21 protein-coding genes, 1 tRNA gene and 2 pseudogenes are annotated in these 20,166 nt (G+C 63.1%); 15 read left to right on the plus strand and 9 right to left on the minus strand.

All coding sequences use genetic code 11. From position 1 onward, the window contains the following. The 4 genes from ACZ1HK_RS07475 to ACZ1HK_RS07490 form a co-directional block, all read right to left on the minus strand. Positions 1–83 (minus strand) — tRNA-Leu (locus ACZ1HK_RS07475). A gap of 151 nt (positions 84–234) precedes the next feature. Further along, on the minus strand, positions 235–522 hold the full coding sequence (locus tag ACZ1HK_RS07480; RefSeq protein ID WP_472628169.1) for a hypothetical protein: 288 nt from the start codon (positions 520–522) through the stop codon (positions 235–237). A gap of 17 nt (positions 523–539) precedes the next feature. Next, positions 540–1,844, minus strand: coding sequence for a peptidoglycan-binding domain-containing protein (locus ACZ1HK_RS07485; RefSeq protein ID WP_472628170.1), 1,305 nt, complete (start codon positions 1,842–1,844; stop codon positions 540–542). An 85-nt stretch (positions 1,845–1,929) separates the two neighbouring features. After that, on the minus strand, positions 1,930–2,421 hold the full coding sequence (locus tag ACZ1HK_RS07490; RefSeq protein WP_472630803.1) for a DUF2306 domain-containing protein: 492 nt from the start codon (positions 2,419–2,421) through the stop codon (positions 1,930–1,932). 115 nt (positions 2,422–2,536) lie between these two features. On the opposite strand from ACZ1HK_RS07490, the gene ACZ1HK_RS07495 reads away from it, so the two are divergent. The 10 genes and pseudogenes from ACZ1HK_RS07495 (at position 2,537) to ACZ1HK_RS07540 (ending at position 10,009) form a co-directional block, all read left to right on the plus strand. Continuing rightward, on the plus strand, positions 2,537–3,088 hold the full coding sequence (locus ACZ1HK_RS07495) for a hypothetical protein (protein WP_472628171.1): 552 nt from the start codon (positions 2,537–2,539) through the stop codon (positions 3,086–3,088). After that, complete coding sequence (locus ACZ1HK_RS07500; RefSeq protein ID WP_472628172.1) at positions 3,085–3,297, plus strand: LytTR family DNA-binding domain-containing protein; 213 nt, start codon at positions 3,085–3,087, stop codon at positions 3,295–3,297. The genes ACZ1HK_RS07495 and ACZ1HK_RS07500 overlap by 4 nt, the downstream gene beginning before the upstream one ends. Before the next feature lie 3 nt (positions 3,298–3,300). Beyond that, positions 3,301–3,971: pseudogene (lipB, locus tag ACZ1HK_RS07505) on the plus strand (lipoyl(octanoyl) transferase LipB). Positions 3,972–4,076: 105 nt separating this feature from the next. Further along, the gene (locus ACZ1HK_RS07510; protein WP_472628173.1) at positions 4,077–5,033 is read left to right on the plus strand and encodes a hypothetical protein; all 957 of its coding nucleotides are present in this window, start codon (positions 4,077–4,079) and stop codon (positions 5,031–5,033) included. Between the two features lie 233 nt (positions 5,034–5,266). Next, positions 5,267–7,189, plus strand: coding sequence for a cytochrome c oxidase subunit I (locus ACZ1HK_RS07515; protein ID WP_472628174.1), 1,923 nt, complete (start codon positions 5,267–5,269; stop codon positions 7,187–7,189). Between the two features lie 108 nt (positions 7,190–7,297). Continuing rightward, on the plus strand, positions 7,298–7,750 hold the full coding sequence (locus ACZ1HK_RS07520) for a hypothetical protein (RefSeq protein WP_472628175.1): 453 nt from the start codon (positions 7,298–7,300) through the stop codon (positions 7,748–7,750). Between the two features lie 71 nt (positions 7,751–7,821). Further along, positions 7,822–8,259 carry a DUF2244 domain-containing protein gene (locus ACZ1HK_RS07525; protein WP_472628176.1) on the plus strand — a complete coding sequence of 146 codons (438 nt, stop codon included), beginning with the start codon at positions 7,822–7,824 and terminating at the stop codon, positions 8,257–8,259. Between the two features lie 422 nt (positions 8,260–8,681). Further along, the gene (locus tag ACZ1HK_RS07530) at positions 8,682–9,377 is read left to right on the plus strand and encodes a hypothetical protein (protein WP_472628177.1); all 696 of its coding nucleotides are present in this window, start codon (positions 8,682–8,684) and stop codon (positions 9,375–9,377) included. A gap of 20 nt (positions 9,378–9,397) precedes the next feature. Beyond that, entirely contained in the window at positions 9,398–9,766 is a 369-nt protein-coding gene (locus ACZ1HK_RS07535; RefSeq protein WP_472628178.1) for a helix-turn-helix domain-containing protein, read from the plus strand. 78 nt (positions 9,767–9,844) lie between these two features. Continuing rightward, positions 9,845–10,009 carry a hypothetical protein gene (locus ACZ1HK_RS07540; protein ID WP_472628179.1) on the plus strand — a complete coding sequence of 55 codons (165 nt, stop codon included), beginning with the start codon at positions 9,845–9,847 and terminating at the stop codon, positions 10,007–10,009. Between the two features lie 164 nt (positions 10,010–10,173). On the opposite strand, the gene ACZ1HK_RS07545 is transcribed toward ACZ1HK_RS07540, so the two are convergent. Next, positions 10,174–10,632 carry a GatB/YqeY domain-containing protein gene (locus ACZ1HK_RS07545; protein WP_472628180.1) on the minus strand — a complete coding sequence of 153 codons (459 nt, stop codon included), beginning with the start codon at positions 10,630–10,632 and terminating at the stop codon, positions 10,174–10,176. 152 nt (positions 10,633–10,784) lie between these two features. Here ACZ1HK_RS07545 and carA point away from each other — a divergent pair, with 152 nt between their 5' ends. Continuing rightward, positions 10,785–11,954 (plus strand): glutamine-hydrolyzing carbamoyl-phosphate synthase small subunit, encoded by a 1,170-nt coding sequence (gene carA / locus ACZ1HK_RS07550; protein ID WP_472628181.1) that lies wholly within the window; start codon positions 10,785–10,787, stop codon positions 11,952–11,954. Positions 11,955–12,044: 90 nt separating this feature from the next. Then, on the plus strand, positions 12,045–14,054 hold the full coding sequence (locus ACZ1HK_RS07555) for a glycosyltransferase (protein ID WP_472628182.1): 2,010 nt from the start codon (positions 12,045–12,047) through the stop codon (positions 14,052–14,054). A 4-nt stretch (positions 14,055–14,058) separates the two neighbouring features. On the opposite strand, the gene ACZ1HK_RS07560 is transcribed toward ACZ1HK_RS07555, so the two are convergent. Then, positions 14,059–14,694, minus strand: a complete 636-nt coding sequence (locus tag ACZ1HK_RS07560) for a GntR family transcriptional regulator (RefSeq protein WP_472628183.1) — start codon at positions 14,692–14,694, stop codon at positions 14,059–14,061. 99 nt (positions 14,695–14,793) lie between these two features. Between ACZ1HK_RS07560 and ACZ1HK_RS07565 the strand changes: the two genes are divergently transcribed. Together ACZ1HK_RS07565 and ACZ1HK_RS07570 are read left to right on the plus strand one after the other, a co-directional pair. Then, entirely contained in the window at positions 14,794–15,432 is a 639-nt protein-coding gene (locus ACZ1HK_RS07565; RefSeq protein WP_472628184.1) for a pyrimidine 5'-nucleotidase, read from the plus strand. Between the two features lie 223 nt (positions 15,433–15,655). Then, positions 15,656–16,855: a UbiH/UbiF family hydroxylase gene (locus tag ACZ1HK_RS07570; RefSeq protein WP_472628185.1), complete on the plus strand. Its 1,200-nt coding sequence runs from the start codon at positions 15,656–15,658 to the stop codon at positions 16,853–16,855. A 3-nt stretch (positions 16,856–16,858) separates the two neighbouring features. Here ACZ1HK_RS07570 and ACZ1HK_RS07575 read toward each other — a convergent pair. The 3 genes and pseudogenes from ACZ1HK_RS07575 to ACZ1HK_RS07585 all read right to left on the minus strand — a co-directional run bounded on the left by ACZ1HK_RS07575 (position 16,859) and on the right by ACZ1HK_RS07585 (position 18,962). Further along, positions 16,859–17,992, minus strand: a pseudogene (locus ACZ1HK_RS07575) (aminotransferase class V-fold PLP-dependent enzyme). 38 nt (positions 17,993–18,030) lie between these two features. Then, positions 18,031–18,483, minus strand: coding sequence for an Lrp/AsnC family transcriptional regulator (locus ACZ1HK_RS07580; protein WP_472628186.1), 453 nt, complete (start codon positions 18,481–18,483; stop codon positions 18,031–18,033). 23 nt (positions 18,484–18,506) lie between these two features. Next, entirely contained in the window at positions 18,507–18,962 is a 456-nt protein-coding gene (locus tag ACZ1HK_RS07585; RefSeq protein ID WP_472628187.1) for an Lrp/AsnC family transcriptional regulator, read from the minus strand. A 134-nt stretch (positions 18,963–19,096) separates the two neighbouring features. Between ACZ1HK_RS07585 and ilvC the strand changes: the two genes are divergently transcribed. Next, complete coding sequence (ilvC, locus tag ACZ1HK_RS07590) at positions 19,097–20,119, plus strand: ketol-acid reductoisomerase (protein ID WP_472628188.1); 1,023 nt, start codon at positions 19,097–19,099, stop codon at positions 20,117–20,119. The last annotated feature ends 47 nt before the right edge of the window (positions 20,120–20,166 follow it).

Below are 20,166 nucleotides of genomic sequence, written 5' to 3' on the forward strand. Positions count from 1 at the left end.
GCGGTCGAGAAGACTCGAACTTCCACGGGAGTTACCCCACAGCGACCTCAACGCTGCGCGTCTACCAATTCCGCCACGACCGCACGTGATCAGGTAGTGCGCCGCTCTCTAGCCGCTCCGCTCAGGCTTGTGAAGGGGGCGAACGGCGCAAGGGGCCACTTTTTTCAGGGCGCTTGACCAAACGAAAACGGCGCGCCGATGGGGCGCGCCGTTCAAGGTCAGGAAATGGCGGGCTTACTGATCCACCTGGAACTGCTGGACACCCCCGAGAGCGGTGATGTTTGGCTCTTGCGAGATCAGAGGCTCGATCGTGGGCTCATTGCCAACGGGCGCGGGCGCGGGCACCTGAACGGGGGCGGGTTGCACGCCAGCCACCTGCTGCGGCGCGGGAGCCACGGCTTGCGGTGCGAGGGTCGGCGCCGGAGCGACGGCCTGCGGGGCAAAGGTCGCGGCACCCGGGATCACCGGCACCTGCGGCTGAAGCGCGGTCGGCGTCGGCTGAAGCTGCCCACCAAAGGTCACGGCCACGGCCTGACGGATCAGCGGAAGGCGGCCCGCGTCCGAGGGCTGAACACAGCAGGGGCACCGGCGGCCAGCGCGTTGAGCGAGGCATCATACCATTCATGGGCGCGATGCTCGTCCTGCGTCACGCCATAGCCCTCGCGCAGGTGGTGGCCCAGAAGCTCGCCATAGGCAGGCTCACCCGAGGCCACGAGGATCAGGGCCGAGCCCAAAGCCATCTGCATGTCATCGGCGCCATAGCCGACGCCAAGGCAGACGCGTGCGGTTGCGGCCAGCTCGGCCTGCGGAATGCCGGTGGTGATCGCAAAGCCCTGCGCGGCGGCGGTTGCCTGCTGCGGGCTAACAATGCCCACAAGACTCGCCTGCGCCGAAACGGCGTCCGAGAAGCCCTGGCACTGGACCGAGATCTGCTCATACGTCATGCCCACAATGGCTTCGGTCAGGTCATGGCCCTGGTTCACGGCACTGGCACGCGCCGTGCAGAACTGCTCGGACAGCGCAAAGCCGGGATTGCTCAGGTTGCCGAGGGTCATCATCCCGCCATTGGCCTGGCCCTGAAGGGCGACGGCGTCACAGCGCGACGACAGAACGGGCGCGTCAGAGGCCCCGGCGAAGAGGTTGGGAACCTCGGTTGCACCAGTGGCCGATGCCGTCGTGACAGGGGCGCCGCCTTCAGGCACCACGGTGGTGGTGGCGGGGTTCACGATCACGGTTGTGGTCGACCCGCCCGGATTGCCTGCAACGGTCGGGCCAGTCGTGCCGTTCAGCACGTCACGGTAGGCAACCAGAAGAGGCGCACCGGTCAAACCGCCGGCCTGCGCGGCACCACCATTGGTCGCCCACAGATAGGCACCAATCAGGTACTGCGCCTGTGGCTCAGGGAACGAACGGCCATTTACGGGATAGCCCAGGGCGGCTTGGTAACGCTCGACCGCTGCGCGGGTCGCGGGGCCAACCTGGCCATCCACGAAGCCTGCGTTAAAGCCGAAATAGTTCAGCGCCGTCTGGACCTGTCGGCCAGCTTCAGTCGCCGGGATCGCAGGGCGCGGCGGATTGTAGGTCGCCTGCGGACGCGGCTGCGAAGGCGGGCGCGGCGTCGCGGCGGGCGGTTGGACCTGAGGGGGCGGCGCCGGGCGGATCACCTGCGGCGGGCGCTGCGGCTGTTGCGAGGCGGCAATGCCACCCAGGATCGCACCGCCCAACAAAAGGCCACCAATCAGGCCGCGGGCATCGTCAACCTGGGCTTGTGCGGGGGCCGAAGCGATGGGGGTCAATGCAATCGCTGCAATAAGCGATGTCGTGGTCAAATACTTCGAAAACATGGAAAACTCTCCGGGGCAGCAGAAGGGGTAATCTCTCTCCTATACACCTTAACAGGCGAATCGCCGACTCCCGATGGGGAAAACCCTACTTCGCCGGAAATAGCCGTTGGCGGCCACGGATGAACGCGAAGGTCACAACCGCAAGTGCAATCGCCACAAAGCCCATTTCCGGCGCGTCACCGAACAGCATCTCGTTGAATCGCCGCCCGGGCAGAAGTGTCAGCAAGCTCGTGATGCCAAGCGCCTGCCAGTAGAGCGCGCGCATGATCGCCTGATGCCGCCAGACCTGACCGCGAAGGATCGCTTCCATCCCCTGATAGATCGAGATCAAGGCCCAGACGCCGAACAGGTGGATCGGGCCGAACGGACCAACAAGGGGCAGCACGACCGCCTCGATAAAGAATGCGGTAACGGCAAGCACGGTCATCGCAACAATCCAGACATACCCCATGGTCTTGTGCAGCCGGTCGCGTTTCTTGCGAGAAAGGGCGACAGGGCCAAGGCTCAGGGCAAGCAGGCCCGCCGCCACATGGATTTGCACGGCAGCGGGGGCGAACAGGATCGGGTCCAGAGTCATGGTCAAAGTCTCCCTCTTCGGACGAAAACGGCATCGCTTGTGATTGCGAAGACCCTCTGGCACCTTCCCCCCACCCGCACACAAGTCTGCATGCGCCAATGACCCGGAGAGTTTCGTGAACGACCCCAACCCGCCATCCGCGCTTCGTGAATGGCGGGCGCTTGCGACCAAACCGGTCACGTGGGTGATTGTGGCAGGCATTGCGGCACTGCTGACGATATTCGGCCCGTTTGAGACCAACACGCGCCTGACCCTGTTCCCCCGTTTCGCCTATTGGCTGGCCATGGTCGCGTTGACCTATTCAGTGGGCTTTGCCGCAAACGCGCTGATGCGAAACTGGGTCACGGGCCAGCACGTCGTGGTGCGCGTGGTCGCAGTCGGCCTCGCCACCGGCATCGGCATCACGCCGGTGGTGTTGGCACTGAACTACGTGACCTTTGCCTATATCCCCGCCTCGGGCGATTGGCCGCCGCTGCTGGTGCAATTCTTCGCAACTGCTCTGATCGTGACGATTATCTTTGAGGTTCTGACTGACCCCGCACCTGCGCCTGAAATCCGCGCCCCGGCCCTGCTGGACCGCCTGCCGCTTGAAAAACGCGGCCCCCTTGTGTTGCTGTCGTCGGAAGATCACTACACGCGCATCCGCACCACCAAGGGGAGGAGATGATCCTGATCCGCCTTGCCGATGCCATCCGTGAAGCTGCACCGACCAGCGGCCTGCGGGTCCACCGTTCCCACTGGGTGGCTCTTGATGCCGTTAAAGCAGCACGCCGCGATGGCGATCGTGCGATCGTAACCCTTTCAGACCGCAGCGAAATTCCAGTCAGTCGCGCCAATGTGCCGGCGATCAGGGAGGCGGGGCTTTTGCCCCGGTAGGCCATGGTCGAATGGATCACCTCTGACAAGCCCGTCCCCTACGACCTCGCCGTGACCGAGATGGAGGCCCGCGCCAACGCCATCGCGCGCGGTGAAGCAGGAGAGGCTGTGTGGCTGCTGGAACACCCGCCGCTTTACACCGCCGGCACCTCGGCCGAGCCCAAGGACCTCAAGGACCCGGACCGTTTCCCCGTCTTCCAGACAAGGCGCGGCGGGCAATATACCTATCACGGGCCGGGCCAGCGCGTGGCCTACGTGATGCTCGATCTGTCCAAACGCGGCCGCGATGTGCGCCGCTATGTGGAGCAGTTGGAGGCCTGGGTGATCGCCGCCCTGGCCGAGTTCAACGTGCAGGGCGAAATTCGTGAGGGCCGCGTCGGCGTCTGGGTCACGCGGCCCGAAAAAGCCCCCTGCCCGACGGAAGCCCCCGCGAAGACAAGATCGCCGCCATTGGCGTGCGGATGCGCAAATGGGTGTCGTTCCACGGCATCTCGATCAACGTGGAGCCCGACCTGAGTCATTTCGACGGCATCGTCCCCTGCGGTATCGAGGGCCATGGCGTCACCTCCCTCGTCGATCTGGGCTTGCCGGTGACGATGAATGATCTGGACGTGGCGTTGAAGCGGACGTTCGACGGGGCGCTTGGAGGGCGCCGTTCCGACAATCAGCGCTGACCCGTACTGTGTCGTACGCGTTACAATCACAGTATATTCACTATTCAGAATTCTCGTTCCCAGCGATACGTGAGATGTTCCGCGCATCATAGTTTGGGGGTTACTATGGCTGCTTTGAGAGATCTGCGCCGTGTCTGCGCTTTGGCATCGATTGGTTTGATTGCTTTGCCGGGAACGGCGGCCGCGCAAGATGACCCGCTTGCCACCGGCACTGTGCTTGAGTTCAGCATCGGCGCCGCCCACACGATGAACACGCTTCAGGACCAACTCACCACGCCAAATAATGCATCGCTCGCAGCTGTGCCAGGACCGACGATCGCCAGCACGAGCCTTCTGGATATCGGGAATGGTGCGCGCGCGGATCTCTCGTTCAGCCGCAATATTACGAGTGACCTACGTGGGTTCGTTGACATTTCTTTCAGCGAAACCTCGGCAGAACAGGTCCTGACCTTGGCAGGCAGCGCTTTCCCGGGCTCCTTTGATGATGGGTTCCAGATTATCGGCGGCGATCGTTACGCGTTCGATTTCGAGCATCGCACTTTGCTTGCGTCTGCGGGTGTTGATTTTGCTGAAATTGGCGGAGTCACGATTGGCGCCGGTATCCAAGCTGGTCTGTTGGAACAGAGCAGCCTGCTTGTGCGCAACGCAGGTGCCCGCATAATAAACGTCGATGCGACCAATCGCATGTTTGGGGTCATGGTGCGTGCATCGGACTACACGTCACTATCCGATAGGACCGGTGTGCGGTTTGGAGCTTCACTCGGCGTGCTGGCAAATTCCTACGACTATGATTTCCTGAACTCCAGCGGTGGTGGAGTCGATCAACAGGCTTCCGCAAGCGGCGAAACCGGAGTGATTTCATACGCTTTCACTGCACGCCTGGAACATGCTGTGTCCGCGCAGACATTTCTGACCATGGAACTCGGCGTTGAAGGTTTTTCGGGCATCGTCAATGGGTTCGACACGTTTCTCGACTTCCGAGGACGCGAAACGTCCGCATTTGTTGAACGTGGTGTGCAGTCCGAGAGCTACCTCTCCGTTGGCGTGGCTCATCGCTTCTAGCCAAGAGCCAAGAACGTCCAGGGTGTGAATCTCCGTCCCTGCGCCAATTTTACCCACCCGATCTTCACGTAAGCGCGAGATGTCGCGTTGATCCGTATACCCGGGCGCACTAAACCCACTGCCAAGAGACTCGATTTCGGGACCTATCGTGGTGCCGAAGCGCCAGACCAGCCGATCGCCCTTCAGACGGGCGCAGGCATCAAAGCGCAGTAAGACGCGAACAGGAGACGACCATGGCAGACGCCACGCTCTCAGGGCACGAGGGACACGACCGCCCGAACTTCTTTGTTCGGTGGTTCATGTCCACCAACCACAAAGACATTGGTATCCTTTACCTCTTCACCGCGGGCCTTGTTGGCCTCGTGTCGGTGGCTTTCACCGTCTACATGCGGATGGAGCTGATGGAGCCCGGTGTTCAGTTGATGTACGAGGCTTTCTCGGCATCGCCGGACGCCATTTCAGCGATTTTCGCGGATCTTCTTTCGGATCTGAGCGAAGTCGGTGGCGCCTCGATGGGGCCGCAACTGGCTGAAATCGAAAGTGGTTTGCTTGCCGCCGCGACAGGCGTTGGTGAAAACGCTGAGGTTGTGATCGACGGCACGATGATGGCCGACTTCTCGGGCGGCTCCGTGCGCGGTGAGATGGTTGCAGCCTTTGAGGGCCTGATTGCATCGGCCACACCCGAGCAAGCCCAGGTTTTGTTGGGAACTCTGGACCAGCTGGACGGCAACCCTGACGGCCATCTGTGGAACGTGATGATCACGGGCCACGGCGTCCTGATGATGTTCTTTGTCGTCATTCCCGCCCTCTTCGGCGGCTTCGGCAACTACTTCATGCCGCTGATGATCGGCGCGCCCGACATGGCGTTCCCGCGCCTGAACAACTTGTCCTACTGGATGTATGTTGCGGGCACCTCGCTGGCCTTCTGCGCCACGTTCATCGACGGCGGGGCCGGGCCGGGCTGGACGTTCTATCCGCCGATCTCCGCCCAAGGGGTCGAGACGAGCCGCGCCGTGGACTTCGCGATCTTTGCCATCCACGTCTCGGGCGCCTCGTCGATCCTTGGCTCGATCAACTTTATCACCACCTTCCTGAACATGCGCGCACCGGGCATGACGCTGCACAAGGTGCCGCTCTTTGCGTGGTCGGTGTTCGTCACCGCATGGTTGCTTCTGCTGTCGCTGCCGGTTCTGGCGGGGGCGATCACCATGCTGCTGACCGACCGTAACTTCGGCACGGCGTTCTTCGATCCAGCCGGTGGCGGGGACCCGATCCTGTTCCAGCACATCTTCTGGTTCTTCGGTCACCCCGAGGTGTACATCGTGATCCTGCCCGCGTTTGGCGTGATCTCCCACGTTGTGGCGACCTTCTCCAAGAAGCCGATCTTCGGCTACCTGCCGATGGTTTACGCGCTGGTGGCAATCGGTGGTCTGGGCTTCGTCGTCTGGGCGCACCACATGTACACAGTCGGCATGACGCTCACGCAGCAGGCCTACTTCATGGTGGCCACGATGGTGATCGCTGTGCCCACGGGCATCAAGATCTTCTCGTGGATCGCAACGATGTGGATGGGCTCGGTGACGTTCAAGACACCGATGCTGTTTGCCATCGGCTTCATCTTCCTCTTCACCCTCGGCGGCACGACCGGCATCATCCTGTCGCAGGCCGGTGTGGACCGGGCCTATCACGACACCTACTACGTTGTGGCCCACTTCCACTATGTGATGAGCTTGGGTGCGGTCTTCGGTATCTTCGCCGCCGTCTACTACTGGATGGCCAAGATGTCGGGGCGTCAGTACCCGGAATGGGCCGGTAAGCTGCACTTCTGGGTGTTCTTCATCGGCGCAAACCTGACGTTCTTCCCGCAGCACTTCCTGGGCCGCCAGGGCATGCCACGTCGCTACATCGACTATCCTGAGGCCTTTGCCCTCTGGAACTGGTGGTCGTCGATCGGCGCCTTCATGTCCTTCGCCTCGTTCATCTTCTTCATCGGCATCGTGTTCTACACCTTGGCCGCTGGTCGCAAGGTGACGGAGCCCGCCTATTGGGGCGATCACGCCGATACGCTGGAATGGACCCTGCCCAACCCACCGCCGGAGCACACCTTCGAGGAGCTTCCGACACGCGAGATGTGGGACAAGCAACCGGGCCACTGATGCGCCCAGACAAATCAACGATAGGCGCCCTGCGGGGCGCCTATTGCGTTTGGGACCTGCCGATATCAATCTGCAAATAGCATCGCACTTGCAACCGATCGGGGTCCCATGCGCTGGTTTGAATATGCGCTAGTCATCTGCATGATCGCCTTCGGCATTTGCGCCTATTTGGCAGCACAATCCGCAGCGGCAGTCAGCCCGCAGGCGGGCGCAGCGATGGACACTTATATCCAACGGGTCGCCACGATGCTCGTGATCGGTCTTGCCATGTATCTCATCATGATGCGCCACACCCGCGCCTGGATCAAAAGCGCCGGCGCTCTTCTGCTGGGTGCGTATAGCGCCATTCAGGCTCTGGTCCTTTGGCTACGCGCCACACAGCCCGATGCCAACGCGCCCTCCGCCGCGGTCGCGCTCGGTGATGTCGACTATACTCTGGTCTCGTCGCTTGATGTGGCTCTGGCATTTGCATCCGCAGGGCTCGTGATGGCGTATCTGCTTGTCTTTGCCATCGCGACGATGCTGCGCATGGCAGGGCTGTGGACGCGGCCGTCCGCCTGATCGGCAAAAGATCTGCGATATGCGACCGTTTTGCCGCTTGCCCCAGCGGTCGGGCGATACACAATACGCGTATGCCGATCCAATCCGCCGAGCCCCTGACCAACCCCAAAGGCACCCCGCGCCTGCGGTTGATCCTGACGCCCTACAAATCCCTCACTCCCGAGGGGTTCGTGTGGTTCATCGGCGTGACCGCAGCGCTGATCTCCGTCCCCCTCTTCTCCATCCTCGGCACCTCGGTCTTCTGGGCCCTCCTGCCCTTCCTTGTCGTAGCAATGTGGGGCGTCTGGGCAGCGCTGAAACGGTCCTGGCGCGATATGGACCTTTATGAGGAAGTCACCGTCTGGGATGACCTGATCCGCATCGAACGGCACGAGCGCAAGCGTGACATGAAGGATTGGGAAGCCAACCCTTACTGGGTGCGCGCGACGCTGCACAAAAAGGGCGGGCCGGTGCCGAATTACCTGACCCTCACGGGGGCGCGCGGGAGGTCGAACTGGGCCGGTTCCTGACGCCCCTGGAACGGGTCGAGCTTAGAGGTCTGATCGAGGCCAACCTGCGCCCGGTCTGACCGCGCGCATTTTCTCAATCTCCTTCATTCTTCCTTAACCCGACCACGGGACAAAAAGTGTCGGTCGACCAAATTCCGGGGCGTGCGAAAGCATCAGCGCTTCGGGCAGGATCATGAGGGTTTGCGTCTGGTCAAAGACAGCCCCCTCATTGGGCCGAGGTCAGACACAACGCGCAACGTCGGGGCACCACCCCGGCAAACCGATCCGCCATCGGGCGGCGCCGCCTTCCTTATCTGTGGACTTTTCCGGTCCCAACCCACCCGCCGATTCCTGAAAATCGGCCCGTTTTGAGAAATCGGTGCGCAAAACCGGCGGGCCACGGTTATCTTCCCTCCATTACTCGGATCGGGAGCGCTTTGCCCATGGAAATCCTAGACCTTGCCCTGCGCATAGCCTCCATCGCCCTGATGGTCCTGCTGGCCGTCCTGCTGGTTCGCCAAACCCGCATCGGATGGGAAGGCCGCATTTCCTTTATCGCCGTGGCCGCAACCGAATCCGCCTTCCTCCTGAACACCACGCTGATGCCCCTGGGCTTCCCTGCCGCGCTCAGCGCGAACCTGACGCTGCTGGCAAGCCTCTCCCCCAACGCGGTGACCTGGCTGATCGTCACAATCTTCCTCGACCCGCCCCTGCGTCGCTGGCCGTGGCTCGTTGCCTCCTCCATCGTCTCCGCCCTGTTCTACCTGCATCAGATCATGCCCGACGCGCCGCTGGCCTATCTGTGTGCCTTTTCCGGCATGGCGCTCTACGGCGCGCTTTTCGTGCTGGCGCTTTGGTCATCGCGCGATGATCTCGTGGAGTGCCGCTGCCGCGCGCGACCGGGCTTTGCGGCCGCAATCGCAGGGCTTGGCCTGATCCTGACAGGCTCACAGGCCTTTGGATTGCTGGAGGAAGGCACCACAGCGCTCGCGCTTCTTAAGTCCACCGGCATCTTCGCCGTGACCTTTGCCTTCGCGCTCTGGATCCTCAGCCCCGACGTGACGCTCTGGCCCAGCGATCAGGGCGCGCCGCCAAGCCCCGCGCCCAAGCCCGCCCCACAAGACCCGGACGCCCCCTGATCAACAGGTTGGAGACGGCCATGGCCGAAGGCATCTGGCGCGAAGAGGGTCTGACAATCGGCGCCCTGGCCACGCGCTTGGCCGTGCCCGAGCACCGCCTGCGCCGCGCCATTAATGGCGGGCTGGGGCATCGCAACTTTTCCAGCTTCATCAACCGCCAACGGATCGAAGCCGCCAAAGCGCAGCTGGCGGACCCGGACCTGTGCGGCAAAACGGTGCTGGAAATCGCCTATGATGTGGGCTTCGCCTCCCTCGGGCCGTTCAACCGTGCCTTCCGGGCGGAGACCGGGCAAAGCCCGACCGAATATCGCCGAACGGTCTGCGAAGATCTTGTTGCCGACCTCGCCGATCCTGAAAACATCACGCCGATCCGCGCAAATCTGCACTGATTTCCAAACATAGCGCGCCGGACTGGGCGCGGAGACCCATCCTTCTGATCACACGCACTTCAGATCAGGAGTTTCCCGATGCGCCCCACCCTTCTCGCCGCCCTTATCGTCCTTGGCTTTGCAGCCCAGGCAACCGCCCAAAGCGTCGCCATGCCCAATGTCAGCTTCCCCGAGCCCGGCACCTTCTGCGGTCCGTTCCAACTCTGCCAGCCGGACCTTGTCACCCAAGGCACGAACGGCTGATCTCTCTCCCCGTCTCCTGCGACATGCGCCCGCAATTTTTCGCAAGAAAAATTGCCGCCCCCGGACTCTGCGCGACCGCGAAGCGGGCGCAACCCCGCAGGGGACAACGCAAAGGGGCGGATGCATCTGCAACCGCCCCTTTCAATTCCAGTTTTTGACAGCTCTTAGCTCAGCCGCGCCTTCACCATCGGGCCAACTGCGCCAAAATCCATCTGGCCCGCATATTTGCCTTTCAGCGCGCCCATCACGCGACCCATGTCGCGGATGCTGTCCGCGCCCGCCTCGGCAATCGCCGCCTCAACGGCGGCCTCAGACTCTTCCTCGGACAATTGGCGGGGCAGGAAATCCTCGATCACGGCGATTTCCGCCTGCTCCTGCTCGGCCAGTTCCAGCCGCCCGCCCTCTTCATAGGCGCGTGCGCTTTCCTGGCGCTGCTTGACCATCTTGGCCAGGATCGCCAGCACTTCGCCGTCATCGACGCCGTCCGCGTTGCCTTTGGCACGCGCGGCGATGTCCTGATCCTTCACAGCCGCATTGATCAGACGCAGCGTGGACAGGCGCACCTGATCCTTTTCGCGCATGGCCGATTTGATGCCGTCGGTGATCTTTGTTCTCAAACCCATGGGTCTATCCCCACCTTTCGATGTCTCGAAGGCGCCTAGATAGGGATCGCATCGCCCCTGCGCAACCCACGAGCCTTGACCCGCACCGCGCCCGCCCTTAGACCACCGAAAGTTTGCCCGCCTGCCGCCATCAGAACCCGGAGCCGCTGCCCATGACCGCCCCTGCATCTCAAGATCATCCCACTGCCTGCCTCGTCCTCGCCGATGGCACCATTTTCTACGGGCGCGGGTTTGGCGCCACTGGCATGCGCGTGGCCGAGCTGTGCTTCAACACCGCCATGACCGGCTATCAGGAGATCATGACCGACCCGTCCTATGCGGGCCAGATCGTGACCTTCACCTTCCCCCATATCGGGAATACCGGCACCACGACGGAGGATGATGAAACGGCGGAGCCTGTGGCCGAGGGTATGGTCGTGAAATGGGATGTGACCGACCCATCGAACTGGCGAGCGCAAAAGCATCTGGTGGATTGGCTGTCCGCCACGGGCCGCATCGGCATCGGCGGCGTCGACACGCGGCGGCTGACCCGCGCGATCCGGCAGCAAGGCGCGCCCCATGTGGCGATGGCCCATGACCCCGAGGGCAAGTTCGATCTTGAGGCCATGGTCGCCGCCGCCCGTGGGTTCAGCGGGCTTGAGGGCCTCGACCTCGCCAAGGAAGTCACCTGCGCCCAATCCTACCGCTGGGACGAAATGCGGTGGGCCTGGCCCGAGGGCTACACGCGGCGCGAAGGTCCCGCGCCCAAGGTCGTTGCATTGGATTACGGCGCCAAGCGCAACATCTTGCGCTGCCTCGCCTCCGCAGGCCTCGACGTGACCGTCATGCCCGCCACCGCCACGGCGGAGGAGGTTTTGGCCCAATCGCCCGATGGTGTCTTCCTGTCCAACGGCCCCGGCGACCCCGCGGCCACCGGCGAATATGCCGTGCCGATGATCAAAGGCGTGCTCGACGCCGACATCCCTGTCTTTGGCATTTGCCTCGGGCATCAAATGCTGGCGCTCGCGCTCGGCGCGAAGACGGTCAAGATGAACCACGGCCATCACGGGGCGAACCATCCCGTCAAAGAGGTCTCTACCGGAAAGGTCGAGATCACTTCGATGAACCACGGCTTCACCGTCGACAGCCAGACCCTGCCCGACGGCGTATCCGAGACCCATGTGAGCCTCTTTGACGGCTCGAACTGTGGGATCGCGGTGGATGGAAAGCCGATTTTCAGCGTTCAGCATCACCCCGAGGCGTCACCCGGCCCCCAGGACAGCTTCTACCTGTTCGAACGCTTTGCCGAGGCTGTGAACGCGCGCGCCAAGACCCCGGCCTAAGCCCCGCCTCGCACCCGTCATCGGCATTTGAGGCAAATCGTTTACGATTTGTTAACCAGCCTCGTCCAAGCCTGAAGCAGACAGGACGAGATGAAGGGCCGATTTTTGGACGGGGACCTGCCCCAGGAACGCATACCGCCTGCGCGGTCTCAGGCCAAGTCTGTCATGGCCCGCGCGGCCCCGCGTGCGCGCGCCCTTGCCTCACCGGCCGCGCAACAGACCCCGAAACACCATGATGAGGCCAAGCATCTTGCGGCCCTGCTGCAAGTTCGTGGCCTGATCAGCCCCGCAGATCTTGCCCGGGCTGGGCGGGCCCGGCGCGGCACGACGCTGTCCCTCGGCCAAGTGCTGTTGACCCAGGGCGCGATCAGCGAGGCTGAGTTGCTCTCCGCGCTCACCCATATCTACGGTGTGGGCCTTGCCGATTTCGACGCCACGCCGCCGGACCGAAGCCTTGCTCCGCATCTGCCGGCCAAGGCGGCCATCGCCCATGAAGCGGTGATCTGGCAAAGCAGCGGGGCCACGCTGGTCATTGCCACCAGCCGTCCGGATCGCATCGAAGATCTGCGCGCCGCCCTTCCGCCCGGAACCCGCATCCTCAAGGCACTGGCCGCCCGCGCGCAAGTGATCGAAGCGCAGCGCCGGGTCTATGGCCCGCGTCTGGCCCGCGAAGCCGAGGCGCGCGTCCCCGCCCGCCATTCCTGCCGATCCTGGCGCGGCAGCGCGCTTGCCCGGATCGTGATCGCCGCGTCACTTGCCGTCTTGCTCGGCCTGCTCGTGGCGCCTCACGCTGTTGCTGTGGCGGTCTTCGGGGTGGCGCTTGCGGTTTTCGCCGCCAATAGCATTCTGAAAGTCGCAGCGCTGATCGCGTCAGTCCGCGCCGCGTCCCAGCAACAAGACCCGCCCGAAGCAGAGAGCCAATTCCTGCATCTGCCCACCGTCTCAATCATCGTGCCCCTCTTCCGAGAGCCGGAGGTCGCCGGTGCCCTGGTCGAGCGGTTGCGCCAGATTGATTATCCGCTTGAACGCCTCGACGTCCTGCTCGCGATTGAAGAGGATGATCCCCTCACCCTGTCGGCCCTGCGCATGGGCACCCTGCCCCCTTGGATGCGTGCCGTGATTGTGCCGCGCGGCCACCCGCAAACCAAACCGCGCGCCCTGAACTATGTGCTGAACTATGTCCGGGGCGACATCGTGGGCATTTACGACGCCGAAGACCGGCCAGAACCGGACCAGATCCGCCGCGTCGTGCAGCGCTTTTCCGAAGTGCCGCGTGATGTGGCCTGCCTGCAGGGGCGGCTTGATTACTACAATGCGCGCCACAACTGGCTGGCGGCGATGTTTACCGTCGAATACGCCGCCTGGTTCCGGGTTTTGTTGCCGGGCGTGCAGCGCCTCGGGCTTGTGGTGCCCCTGGGCGGCACCACCTTGTTCCTGCGCCGTGACGTTCTGGAAAAAGTCGGGGCCTGGGACGCGCACAATGTCACCGAGGATGCCGAACTGGGCCTGCGTCTGGCGCGCGCAGGCTACAAGACCGAGATCGTGGACACGACCACATTCGAGGAGGCCAATGCCGCCGTGGCCCCGTGGATCCGCCAACGCTCCCGCTGGCTGAAGGGCTACCTTATGACCTGGGGGCCGCGATGCGCCGCCCGGCCGAGCTTTGGCGCGAATTGGGTGCGATGCGCTTCTGCGCCTTGCAAGTGCAGTTTTTGGGGGCTGTGCTTGGCTTTCTTTTCGCTCCGCTTTTGTGGAGCTTCATGGTCAAGATGTTCGGCCTCTGGCACCCGCTGGATGCGGTGCTGTCCCCAACAGGCTATCTCATCCTGGGTGGCGCGATGCTGGCGGGCCTTGCTGCTATCCATCGGCGTCTCGCTTTATGCCTGCCGCGCCCCCCATCTGCGCCATCTTAGGCCCATCTCCCCATTGGTCGAGCCGTACTACCTGTTCGGCACGGTGGCCGCTTGGGTTGGACTGGTGGAGGTGATGGCCAAGCCATTCTTCTGGGCCAAGACAACGCACGGCGCCTTTGGCGGGTCCGAGGCGGACCACAGCGCCAACACCGGCACGGCAGACAAGCAACTCCACGCCGCCGAGTGAGCGCCTAGGCCCCCTGCGCCTCTTCCTTCAAACGAACCTTGAAGGCCGTCGACAAATGCGATTTCAGCGCGTCCGCCGCGCGGTCGCCATCCTGGTCGGCAATGGCATCTACAATCGCCTCATGCTCGGCCAGCGCATCCTCGCCCCGGCCCTCAGCCGCCAGCGACGTGCGCGCCATCAACGCCATGGAGCGATAGACAAGGTCGAGCTGCTGCACGAGATAGCGGTTGTGCGAGGCCAGATGGATCTGGTGATGAAAGCGCTTGTTGGCCCGCGCCAGGGCCTGCGGATCGCCCAGAAGCGCGCGGTCCTGTTCGACCATATCCCGCAGAACGGCCACCTCTTCACTGGCGGCGTGTTTGGCGGCCAGACGCGCGGCCAGCCCCTCAAGCTCCTGGCGCACCGTGTAAAGCTCCGCCATCTGTCCGTGATCGAGCGAGGCCACGATCAACGACCGCCCATCGCGCGTCAGAAGCGATTGCGTCTCAAGCCGCTGTAGCGCCTCCCGGATCGGCGTGCGGCTGACCCCGAACCGTTCGGCCAACTCGCTTTCCACCAGACGCGCGCCGGGGCGGTATACGCCCGCATCAATCGCATCCAGGATCATCGCATAGGCGTCTCTTTGACTGACGTCGCTCATGTCACGCTTCCCTTACAGTCCCGTTCCGGACGCTACGCGAGGCCCGCCGCAACTGTCCAGTGACTTGCCCATCGCGACGCAGCCCGATAGCCCGCATCCATGGCACAGCTGACCGATATCGAAACCTGGGTCTTCGACCTCGACAATACCCTTTATCCGCCAACCATGGCGCTCTTCCCGCAAGTCAATGCGAAGATGACACAATGGGTGATGGAGACGCTTGGCGTCAGCCGGGCAGAGGCCGACCATCTGCGCCACAGCTACTACACGCAACACGGCACCACGCTTGCCGGTCTGATGCAGAACCACGCCATCGATCCCGCCCCCTACCTTGTCGCCGTCCACGACATCGACTTTTCCGTCCTGTCCCCCGATCCGGCCCTCGCATCAGCCATCGCTGCCCTGCCCGGGCGCAAGATCATCTACACCAACGGCACCGCCCCCTATGCCGAAGCCGTCGCGCACGCGCGCGGCCTGTCGGACCTCTTTGATGCGATCTACGGCGTGGAACACGCGGCATATCACCCCAAACCCTCCGCCGATGCGTTTCAGACCGTCTTCGCAAAAGACGGGCTTTCCCCGACACGCGCCGCGATGTTCGAGGATGAGGCCCGCAACCTCAAAGTGCCCCATGCCATGGGCCTGACCACGATCCATGTCGCACCCGCGGTCGAACCGGCCGACCATATCCATCACCACACCGATGACCTTGGCCAATTTCTCCGCACGCTCGCGTGATCGCGCACTTCCTTGTTTCAAAAATACCTCGGGGGTCAGCGTCCGTTCCGGCAGGAAGGGGCGCACCAGGGGGCCGCGCCCCTGGCCTGAGCAGGACCGCCCAGAGGCGGGCCTGCGAGGTAAACAGAATGCGGGCGCAGCCCGCCCCTTTTGAAAACGGCCCGAGACAGTCTGCCGCCTTTCCCGCAGCGCGCCAGCCCCTACCTTCCTAGGCATGAACGATATGGCTGACTTCGACATCTTCATTTCGGGCGGCGGCGTGGCCGGACTGGCGGCGACCATTGCCTTTGCACAGGCGGGTTTCACAACCCTGTGCGCTGACCCTTCTCCGCCGATCACGGATCGTGACAGCGATGGCGCGGATTTGCGCACCACCGCGTTCCTGCAACCCAGCCAAGCCTTTCTGGACCGCATTGGCCTCTGGCCGCGCCTTGCAGATCACGCCACGCCGTTGCAGGTCATGCGGATTGTCGATGCCGGTGGGCCCGATCCCGTCGCACGGGCAGCCCATGATTTCGACGCCGCCGACATCTCGGAGGCCCCCTTTGGCTGGAACCTGCCCAACTGGCTGCTACGGCGTGAAATGGTAGCCCATATCGAAACGCTGCCTAACGCCAGCTTCCGGTCCGGGATCGGCACAGCCCATGTCCTGACCCGCGCGACCGAGGCGCGCGTCCGCCTAAGCGACGGGACACGCCTGCGCGCCAAGCTGATCATCGCCGCAGATGGGCGCAATTCCCCGGTGCGCGAGGCCGCCGGCGTGCCGGTGCACACAACCCGGTACGGGCAAAAGGCCTTGGCCTTTGCCGTCACCCATGACGCACCGCACGACAATATCTCGACCGAGATCCACAGAACAGGCGGCCCGTTCACACTGGTCCCGCTGCCCGACCATGAGGGCGCCCTTGCTCGGCCATCGTCTGGATGGAAACGGGTCCCGAGGCACAGCGGCTCGCCGCTTTGTCCGAGCCGGACTTCGAGGCTGCAGATGTCCGAGCGCTCTGCCCATCTTTACGGCCCCCTAAAGCTGGCCTCGCGCCGCACGATCTGGCCGATCATCAGCCAGCGCGCGGAACGGCTGACGGCGGAGCGGACGGCCCTCGTCGCCGAAGCCGCCCATGTCGTCCCGCCCATCGGAGCGCAGGGCCTGAACATGAGCCTTGGCGATATTGAGGCGCTGCTGGTCGAGGCCGAGGCCAACCGTGATGACCCAGGCCGCGCGGCCGGGCTGGACCGCTACAACCGCGCGCGCCTTCCCGAAATCCGGGCGCGTGTTGCGGGTGTTGATGCCCTGAACCGCGCGTCCATGACGGGCATTCAACCCTTGCGCGACCTCCGCATGCGCACCCTTGGGCTCTTGCACACGGCGACCCCGATCCGGCGCACGCTGATGCGCGCCGGACTTGGGACGTCGCGCGGCTGACACCTAGTCGAAAACCTTGTCGAGGACGGCCTTGAGCCGCGCCAGCGCGGCGTCGACATCGTAGAGTTTATCGAGGCCGAAGAGACCCAGGCGGAAGGTCATGAAACCCTCGGGCTCGTCGACCTGCAGCGGCACACCGGCCGCAATCTGCATCCCGTGCTCCATGAACGCTGCACCGGATTTGATCGCGGGATCATTGGTATAGCTGACAACCACACCCGGCGCGCCGAAACCTTCGGCGGCGACAGACACGATGCCCTTTTCAGCCAGCATCGCGCGCACGCCATCGCCCAGGGCCCATTGTGCCTCTTTCAACTTCTCGAAGCCGAATTCGCGCGTCTCGACCATCGTGTCGCGGAAGACGCGCAGAGCATCCGTTGGCATGGTGGCGTGATAGGCATGGCCGCCATTTTCATAGGCTTTCATGATGTTGTGCCAGCCCTTGAGGTTGCTGGCGAAGGAATTCGACTCTGTTTCCTCCATCCGCGCGACGGCGCGCTCGGACATCATGACAAGGCCCGCGCAGGGTTGCGCTGACCAGCCCTTTTGCGGAGCGGAGATCAGGACATCGACGCCCGTGGCCTTCATGTCGACCCACGCGCAGCCCGACTTGCGATGCAATCCAATACCATCAGCGCCCCGACCTCATGCGCGGCGTCGGCCAGCGCCTTGATGTAGTCATCGGGCAGGATCACACCTGCGGACGTCTCCACGTGAGGCGCGAAAACGATGCCCGGCTTGGTGTCGCGGATCTTTGCCGTCACTTCGTCGATCGGCGCGGGCGCATAGGGCGATTGGGCTGCGTTGCCGGTGGGCCGCGCCTTCATCACCGTCACCTCGCGCGCGAAGCCGCCCGCGTCGAGGATTTGCGACCAGCGAAAGCTGAACCAGCCGTTGCGCACGACCAAAACGTCGGTGTCTTGCGCGAATTGGCGGGCCACAGCCTCCATCCCGAAGGTTCCGCCGCCCGGCACAAGCGCCACGGCGTCAGCGTTGTAGACGGTTTTCAGCATCGACTGAGATGTCGTTCATCACACCCTGGAAGGATTTCGACATCGAATTGAGCGAGCGGTCGGTGAAGACGACCGAATATTCCAGCAGGCCGTCGGGATCGACATTGGGCAGCAGCGCGTTCATGGGGCGGGTCCTTTCGGATGGGCGATGGTTTGGGCAGATTATAGCGGGCCGGGGCGCGTTTCCTCGGACAAAAGCACATTGGCCTCCACATTTCCAACGCTTGGCAGGGTCATGATGCGACGGCGCAGGACACGTTCAAAGTCGGGCAGATCGCGCGCGGTGACACGCAGGCGGTAATCGTAAAGACCAAGGACATGTTCGACCGTCTGCACCTCGGGGATGGCCGTGATCGCGCGCTCGAAATCTTCGAGGTTGCTGCGCGATTTGGTGGAGAGTTTGACGCCCAGAAAGACCGTCACCCCGAAACCGAGTTTCTCGGCATCCAGATCAATACGACGGCCTGCGATGATCCCGGCCTCGGTCAGGCGCTGGATCCGCCGCCATGTGGCGGGCTGGCTGAGGCCCACACGTCGGCCGATCTCGGACGCTTTGAGCGTCGCGTCGCGGGCGAGGTGACGCAGGATGGCGAGGTCGGTGGCGTCTGGGGTCATAGCGGTCGGTCCAAAGGAGCGCGTTATAAGGGAAGCGCCTGGGAATTCTTGATCGTCGCGACCTGCATCAGCGCCTCGATATCGGCGATGTGCGGCAGGGTCAGGATGCGGTTGCGGTAGATCTGTTGATATTCGGTCAGGTCACGCGAGATGATTTTCAGGCGCGCATCAACCCGGCCCAGAAAGGTCTGAATTTCGATCACCTCCGGCACATCGCGGGCGGCATCGAGAAATTCATCGAAGGCGCGAGGGTTGGTTTTGTCGAGGATGATGCGAAGGCTGACTTCGACTGCATAGCCGAGCGCCTGCCAGTTTATGATGGCATGCTGGCCCTTGATGACGCCGCTGGAGTGCAGCTTTTCCAGCCGCTTATAGGCCGTGGCCAGCGGCAGGCGCGCCGCCTCGGCCAGATCGCCGACCGGCTGGGACGGGTCGGCTTGAAGATGGCGAAGCAGTCGCCTGTCGCTGTCATCGAGCATTGATTATCTACCGAAATGAACATGTGTGCATGATTTTCTCACTTATCACCAGAATTTCTCCACAGCAAACGGCGAAATTGCATTGCGGATCGGGCACAAACGCCGCGAGAGATTCATTCCGATGGGAGAAAGACATGCGCGTTTACTATGATCGCGACTGCGATGTGAACCTGATCAAAGACATGAACGTGGCCATCCTGGGCTATGGCAGCCAGGGCCACGCACACGCGCTGAACCTGCGTGACAGCGGCGCGAAGAACGTCGTTGTGGCGCTGCGCGAAGGCTCCGCCTCGAAGGCGAAGGCCGAGGGCGAAGGCCTGAAGGTCATGGAAATCGCTGAGGCTGCGGCCTGGGCTGACCTGATCATGTTCACCATGCCCGATGAGCTGCAGGCCGAGACGTACAAGAAATACGTCCACGACAACCTGAAAGACGGTGCAGCGATTGCGTTCGCTCACGGCCTGAACGTGCATTTCGGCCTGATCGAGCCCAAGCCCGGTGTCGACGTCATCATGATGGCCCCCAAAGGCCCCGGCCACACGGTCCGTGGCGAATACACCAAAGGCGGCGGCGTGCCGTGCCTCGTGGCCGTTGACAACGACGCCTCCGGCCGTGCGCTGGAAATTGGCCTGTCCTATTGCTCCGCCATCGGTGGTGGGCGCTCGGGCATCATCGAGACGAACTTCCGTGAAGAATGCGAGACCGACCTCTTCGGCGAACAGGCGGTTCTGTGTGGCGGCTTGGTTGAGCTGATCCGCATGGGCTTCGAGACGCTGGTGGAAGCAGGCTACGCGCCTGAAATGGCGTATTTCGAGTGTCTGCACGAGGTGAAGCTGATCGTGGACCTGATCTATGAGGGCGGCATCGCGAACATGAATTACTCGATCTCGAACACGGCGGAATACGGCGAATATGTTTCCGGCCCGCGCGTTCTGCCCTATGAGCAGACGAAGAAAGAGATGAAGGCGATCCTGACCGACATCCAGACCGGCAAGTTCGTGCGCGACTTCATGGCCGAAAACCAGGTGGGCCAGCCCTTCTTCAAAGGCACGCGCCGCATGAACGACGCGCACCAGATCGAGGAAGTTGGTGAAAAGCTGCGCGCCATGATGCCGTGGATTTCCGACGGCAAGATGGTCGACAAGTCCAAGAACTGACGGCCCGAGCGACCGCAGTTCTCAGGCGCGTCCCCTTTGGGAGGAGG

The organism is Gymnodinialimonas sp. JB5-7 (assembly GCF_055693405.1).

What these genes read in the sequence shown, in the direction of transcription:
- ACZ1HK_RS07485 (WP_472628170.1), bottom strand. Translation starts at nt 1,844, where the DNA reads ATGTTTTCGAAGTATTTGACCACGACATCGCTTATTGCAGCGATTGCA.
- ACZ1HK_RS07490 (WP_472630803.1), bottom strand. Translation starts at nt 2,421, where the DNA reads ATGACTCTGGACCCGATCCTGTTCGCCCCCGCTGCCGTGCAAATCCAT.
- ACZ1HK_RS07500 (WP_472628172.1), top strand. Translation starts at nt 3,085, where the DNA reads ATGATCCTGATCCGCCTTGCCGATGCCATCCGTGAAGCTGCACCGACC.
- ACZ1HK_RS07510 (WP_472628173.1), top strand. Translation starts at nt 4,077, where the DNA reads ATGGCTGCTTTGAGAGATCTGCGCCGTGTCTGCGCTTTGGCATCGATT.
- ACZ1HK_RS07515 (WP_472628174.1), top strand. Translation starts at nt 5,267, where the DNA reads ATGGCAGACGCCACGCTCTCAGGGCACGAGGGACACGACCGCCCGAAC.
- ACZ1HK_RS07520 (WP_472628175.1), top strand. Translation starts at nt 7,298, where the DNA reads ATGCGCTGGTTTGAATATGCGCTAGTCATCTGCATGATCGCCTTCGGC.
- ACZ1HK_RS07525 (WP_472628176.1), top strand. Translation starts at nt 7,822, where the DNA reads ATGCCGATCCAATCCGCCGAGCCCCTGACCAACCCCAAAGGCACCCCG.
- ACZ1HK_RS07530 (WP_472628177.1), top strand. Translation starts at nt 8,682, where the DNA reads ATGGAAATCCTAGACCTTGCCCTGCGCATAGCCTCCATCGCCCTGATG.
- ACZ1HK_RS07535 (WP_472628178.1), top strand. Translation starts at nt 9,398, where the DNA reads ATGGCCGAAGGCATCTGGCGCGAAGAGGGTCTGACAATCGGCGCCCTG.
- ACZ1HK_RS07540 (WP_472628179.1), top strand. Translation starts at nt 9,845, where the DNA reads ATGCGCCCCACCCTTCTCGCCGCCCTTATCGTCCTTGGCTTTGCAGCC.
- ACZ1HK_RS07545 (WP_472628180.1), bottom strand. Translation starts at nt 10,632, where the DNA reads ATGGGTTTGAGAACAAAGATCACCGACGGCATCAAATCGGCCATGCGC.
- carA (WP_472628181.1), top strand. Translation starts at nt 10,785, where the DNA reads ATGACCGCCCCTGCATCTCAAGATCATCCCACTGCCTGCCTCGTCCTC.
- ACZ1HK_RS07555 (WP_472628182.1), top strand. Translation starts at nt 12,045, where the DNA reads ATGAAGGGCCGATTTTTGGACGGGGACCTGCCCCAGGAACGCATACCG.
- ACZ1HK_RS07560 (WP_472628183.1), bottom strand. Translation starts at nt 14,694, where the DNA reads ATGAGCGACGTCAGTCAAAGAGACGCCTATGCGATGATCCTGGATGCG.
- ACZ1HK_RS07565 (WP_472628184.1), top strand. Translation starts at nt 14,794, where the DNA reads ATGGCACAGCTGACCGATATCGAAACCTGGGTCTTCGACCTCGACAAT.
- ACZ1HK_RS07570 (WP_472628185.1), top strand. Translation starts at nt 15,656, where the DNA reads ATGGCTGACTTCGACATCTTCATTTCGGGCGGCGGCGTGGCCGGACTG.
- ACZ1HK_RS07580 (WP_472628186.1), bottom strand. Translation starts at nt 18,483, where the DNA reads ATGACCCCAGACGCCACCGACCTCGCCATCCTGCGTCACCTCGCCCGC.
- ACZ1HK_RS07585 (WP_472628187.1), bottom strand. Translation starts at nt 18,962, where the DNA reads ATGCTCGATGACAGCGACAGGCGACTGCTTCGCCATCTTCAAGCCGAC.
- ilvC (WP_472628188.1), top strand. Translation starts at nt 19,097, where the DNA reads ATGCGCGTTTACTATGATCGCGACTGCGATGTGAACCTGATCAAAGAC.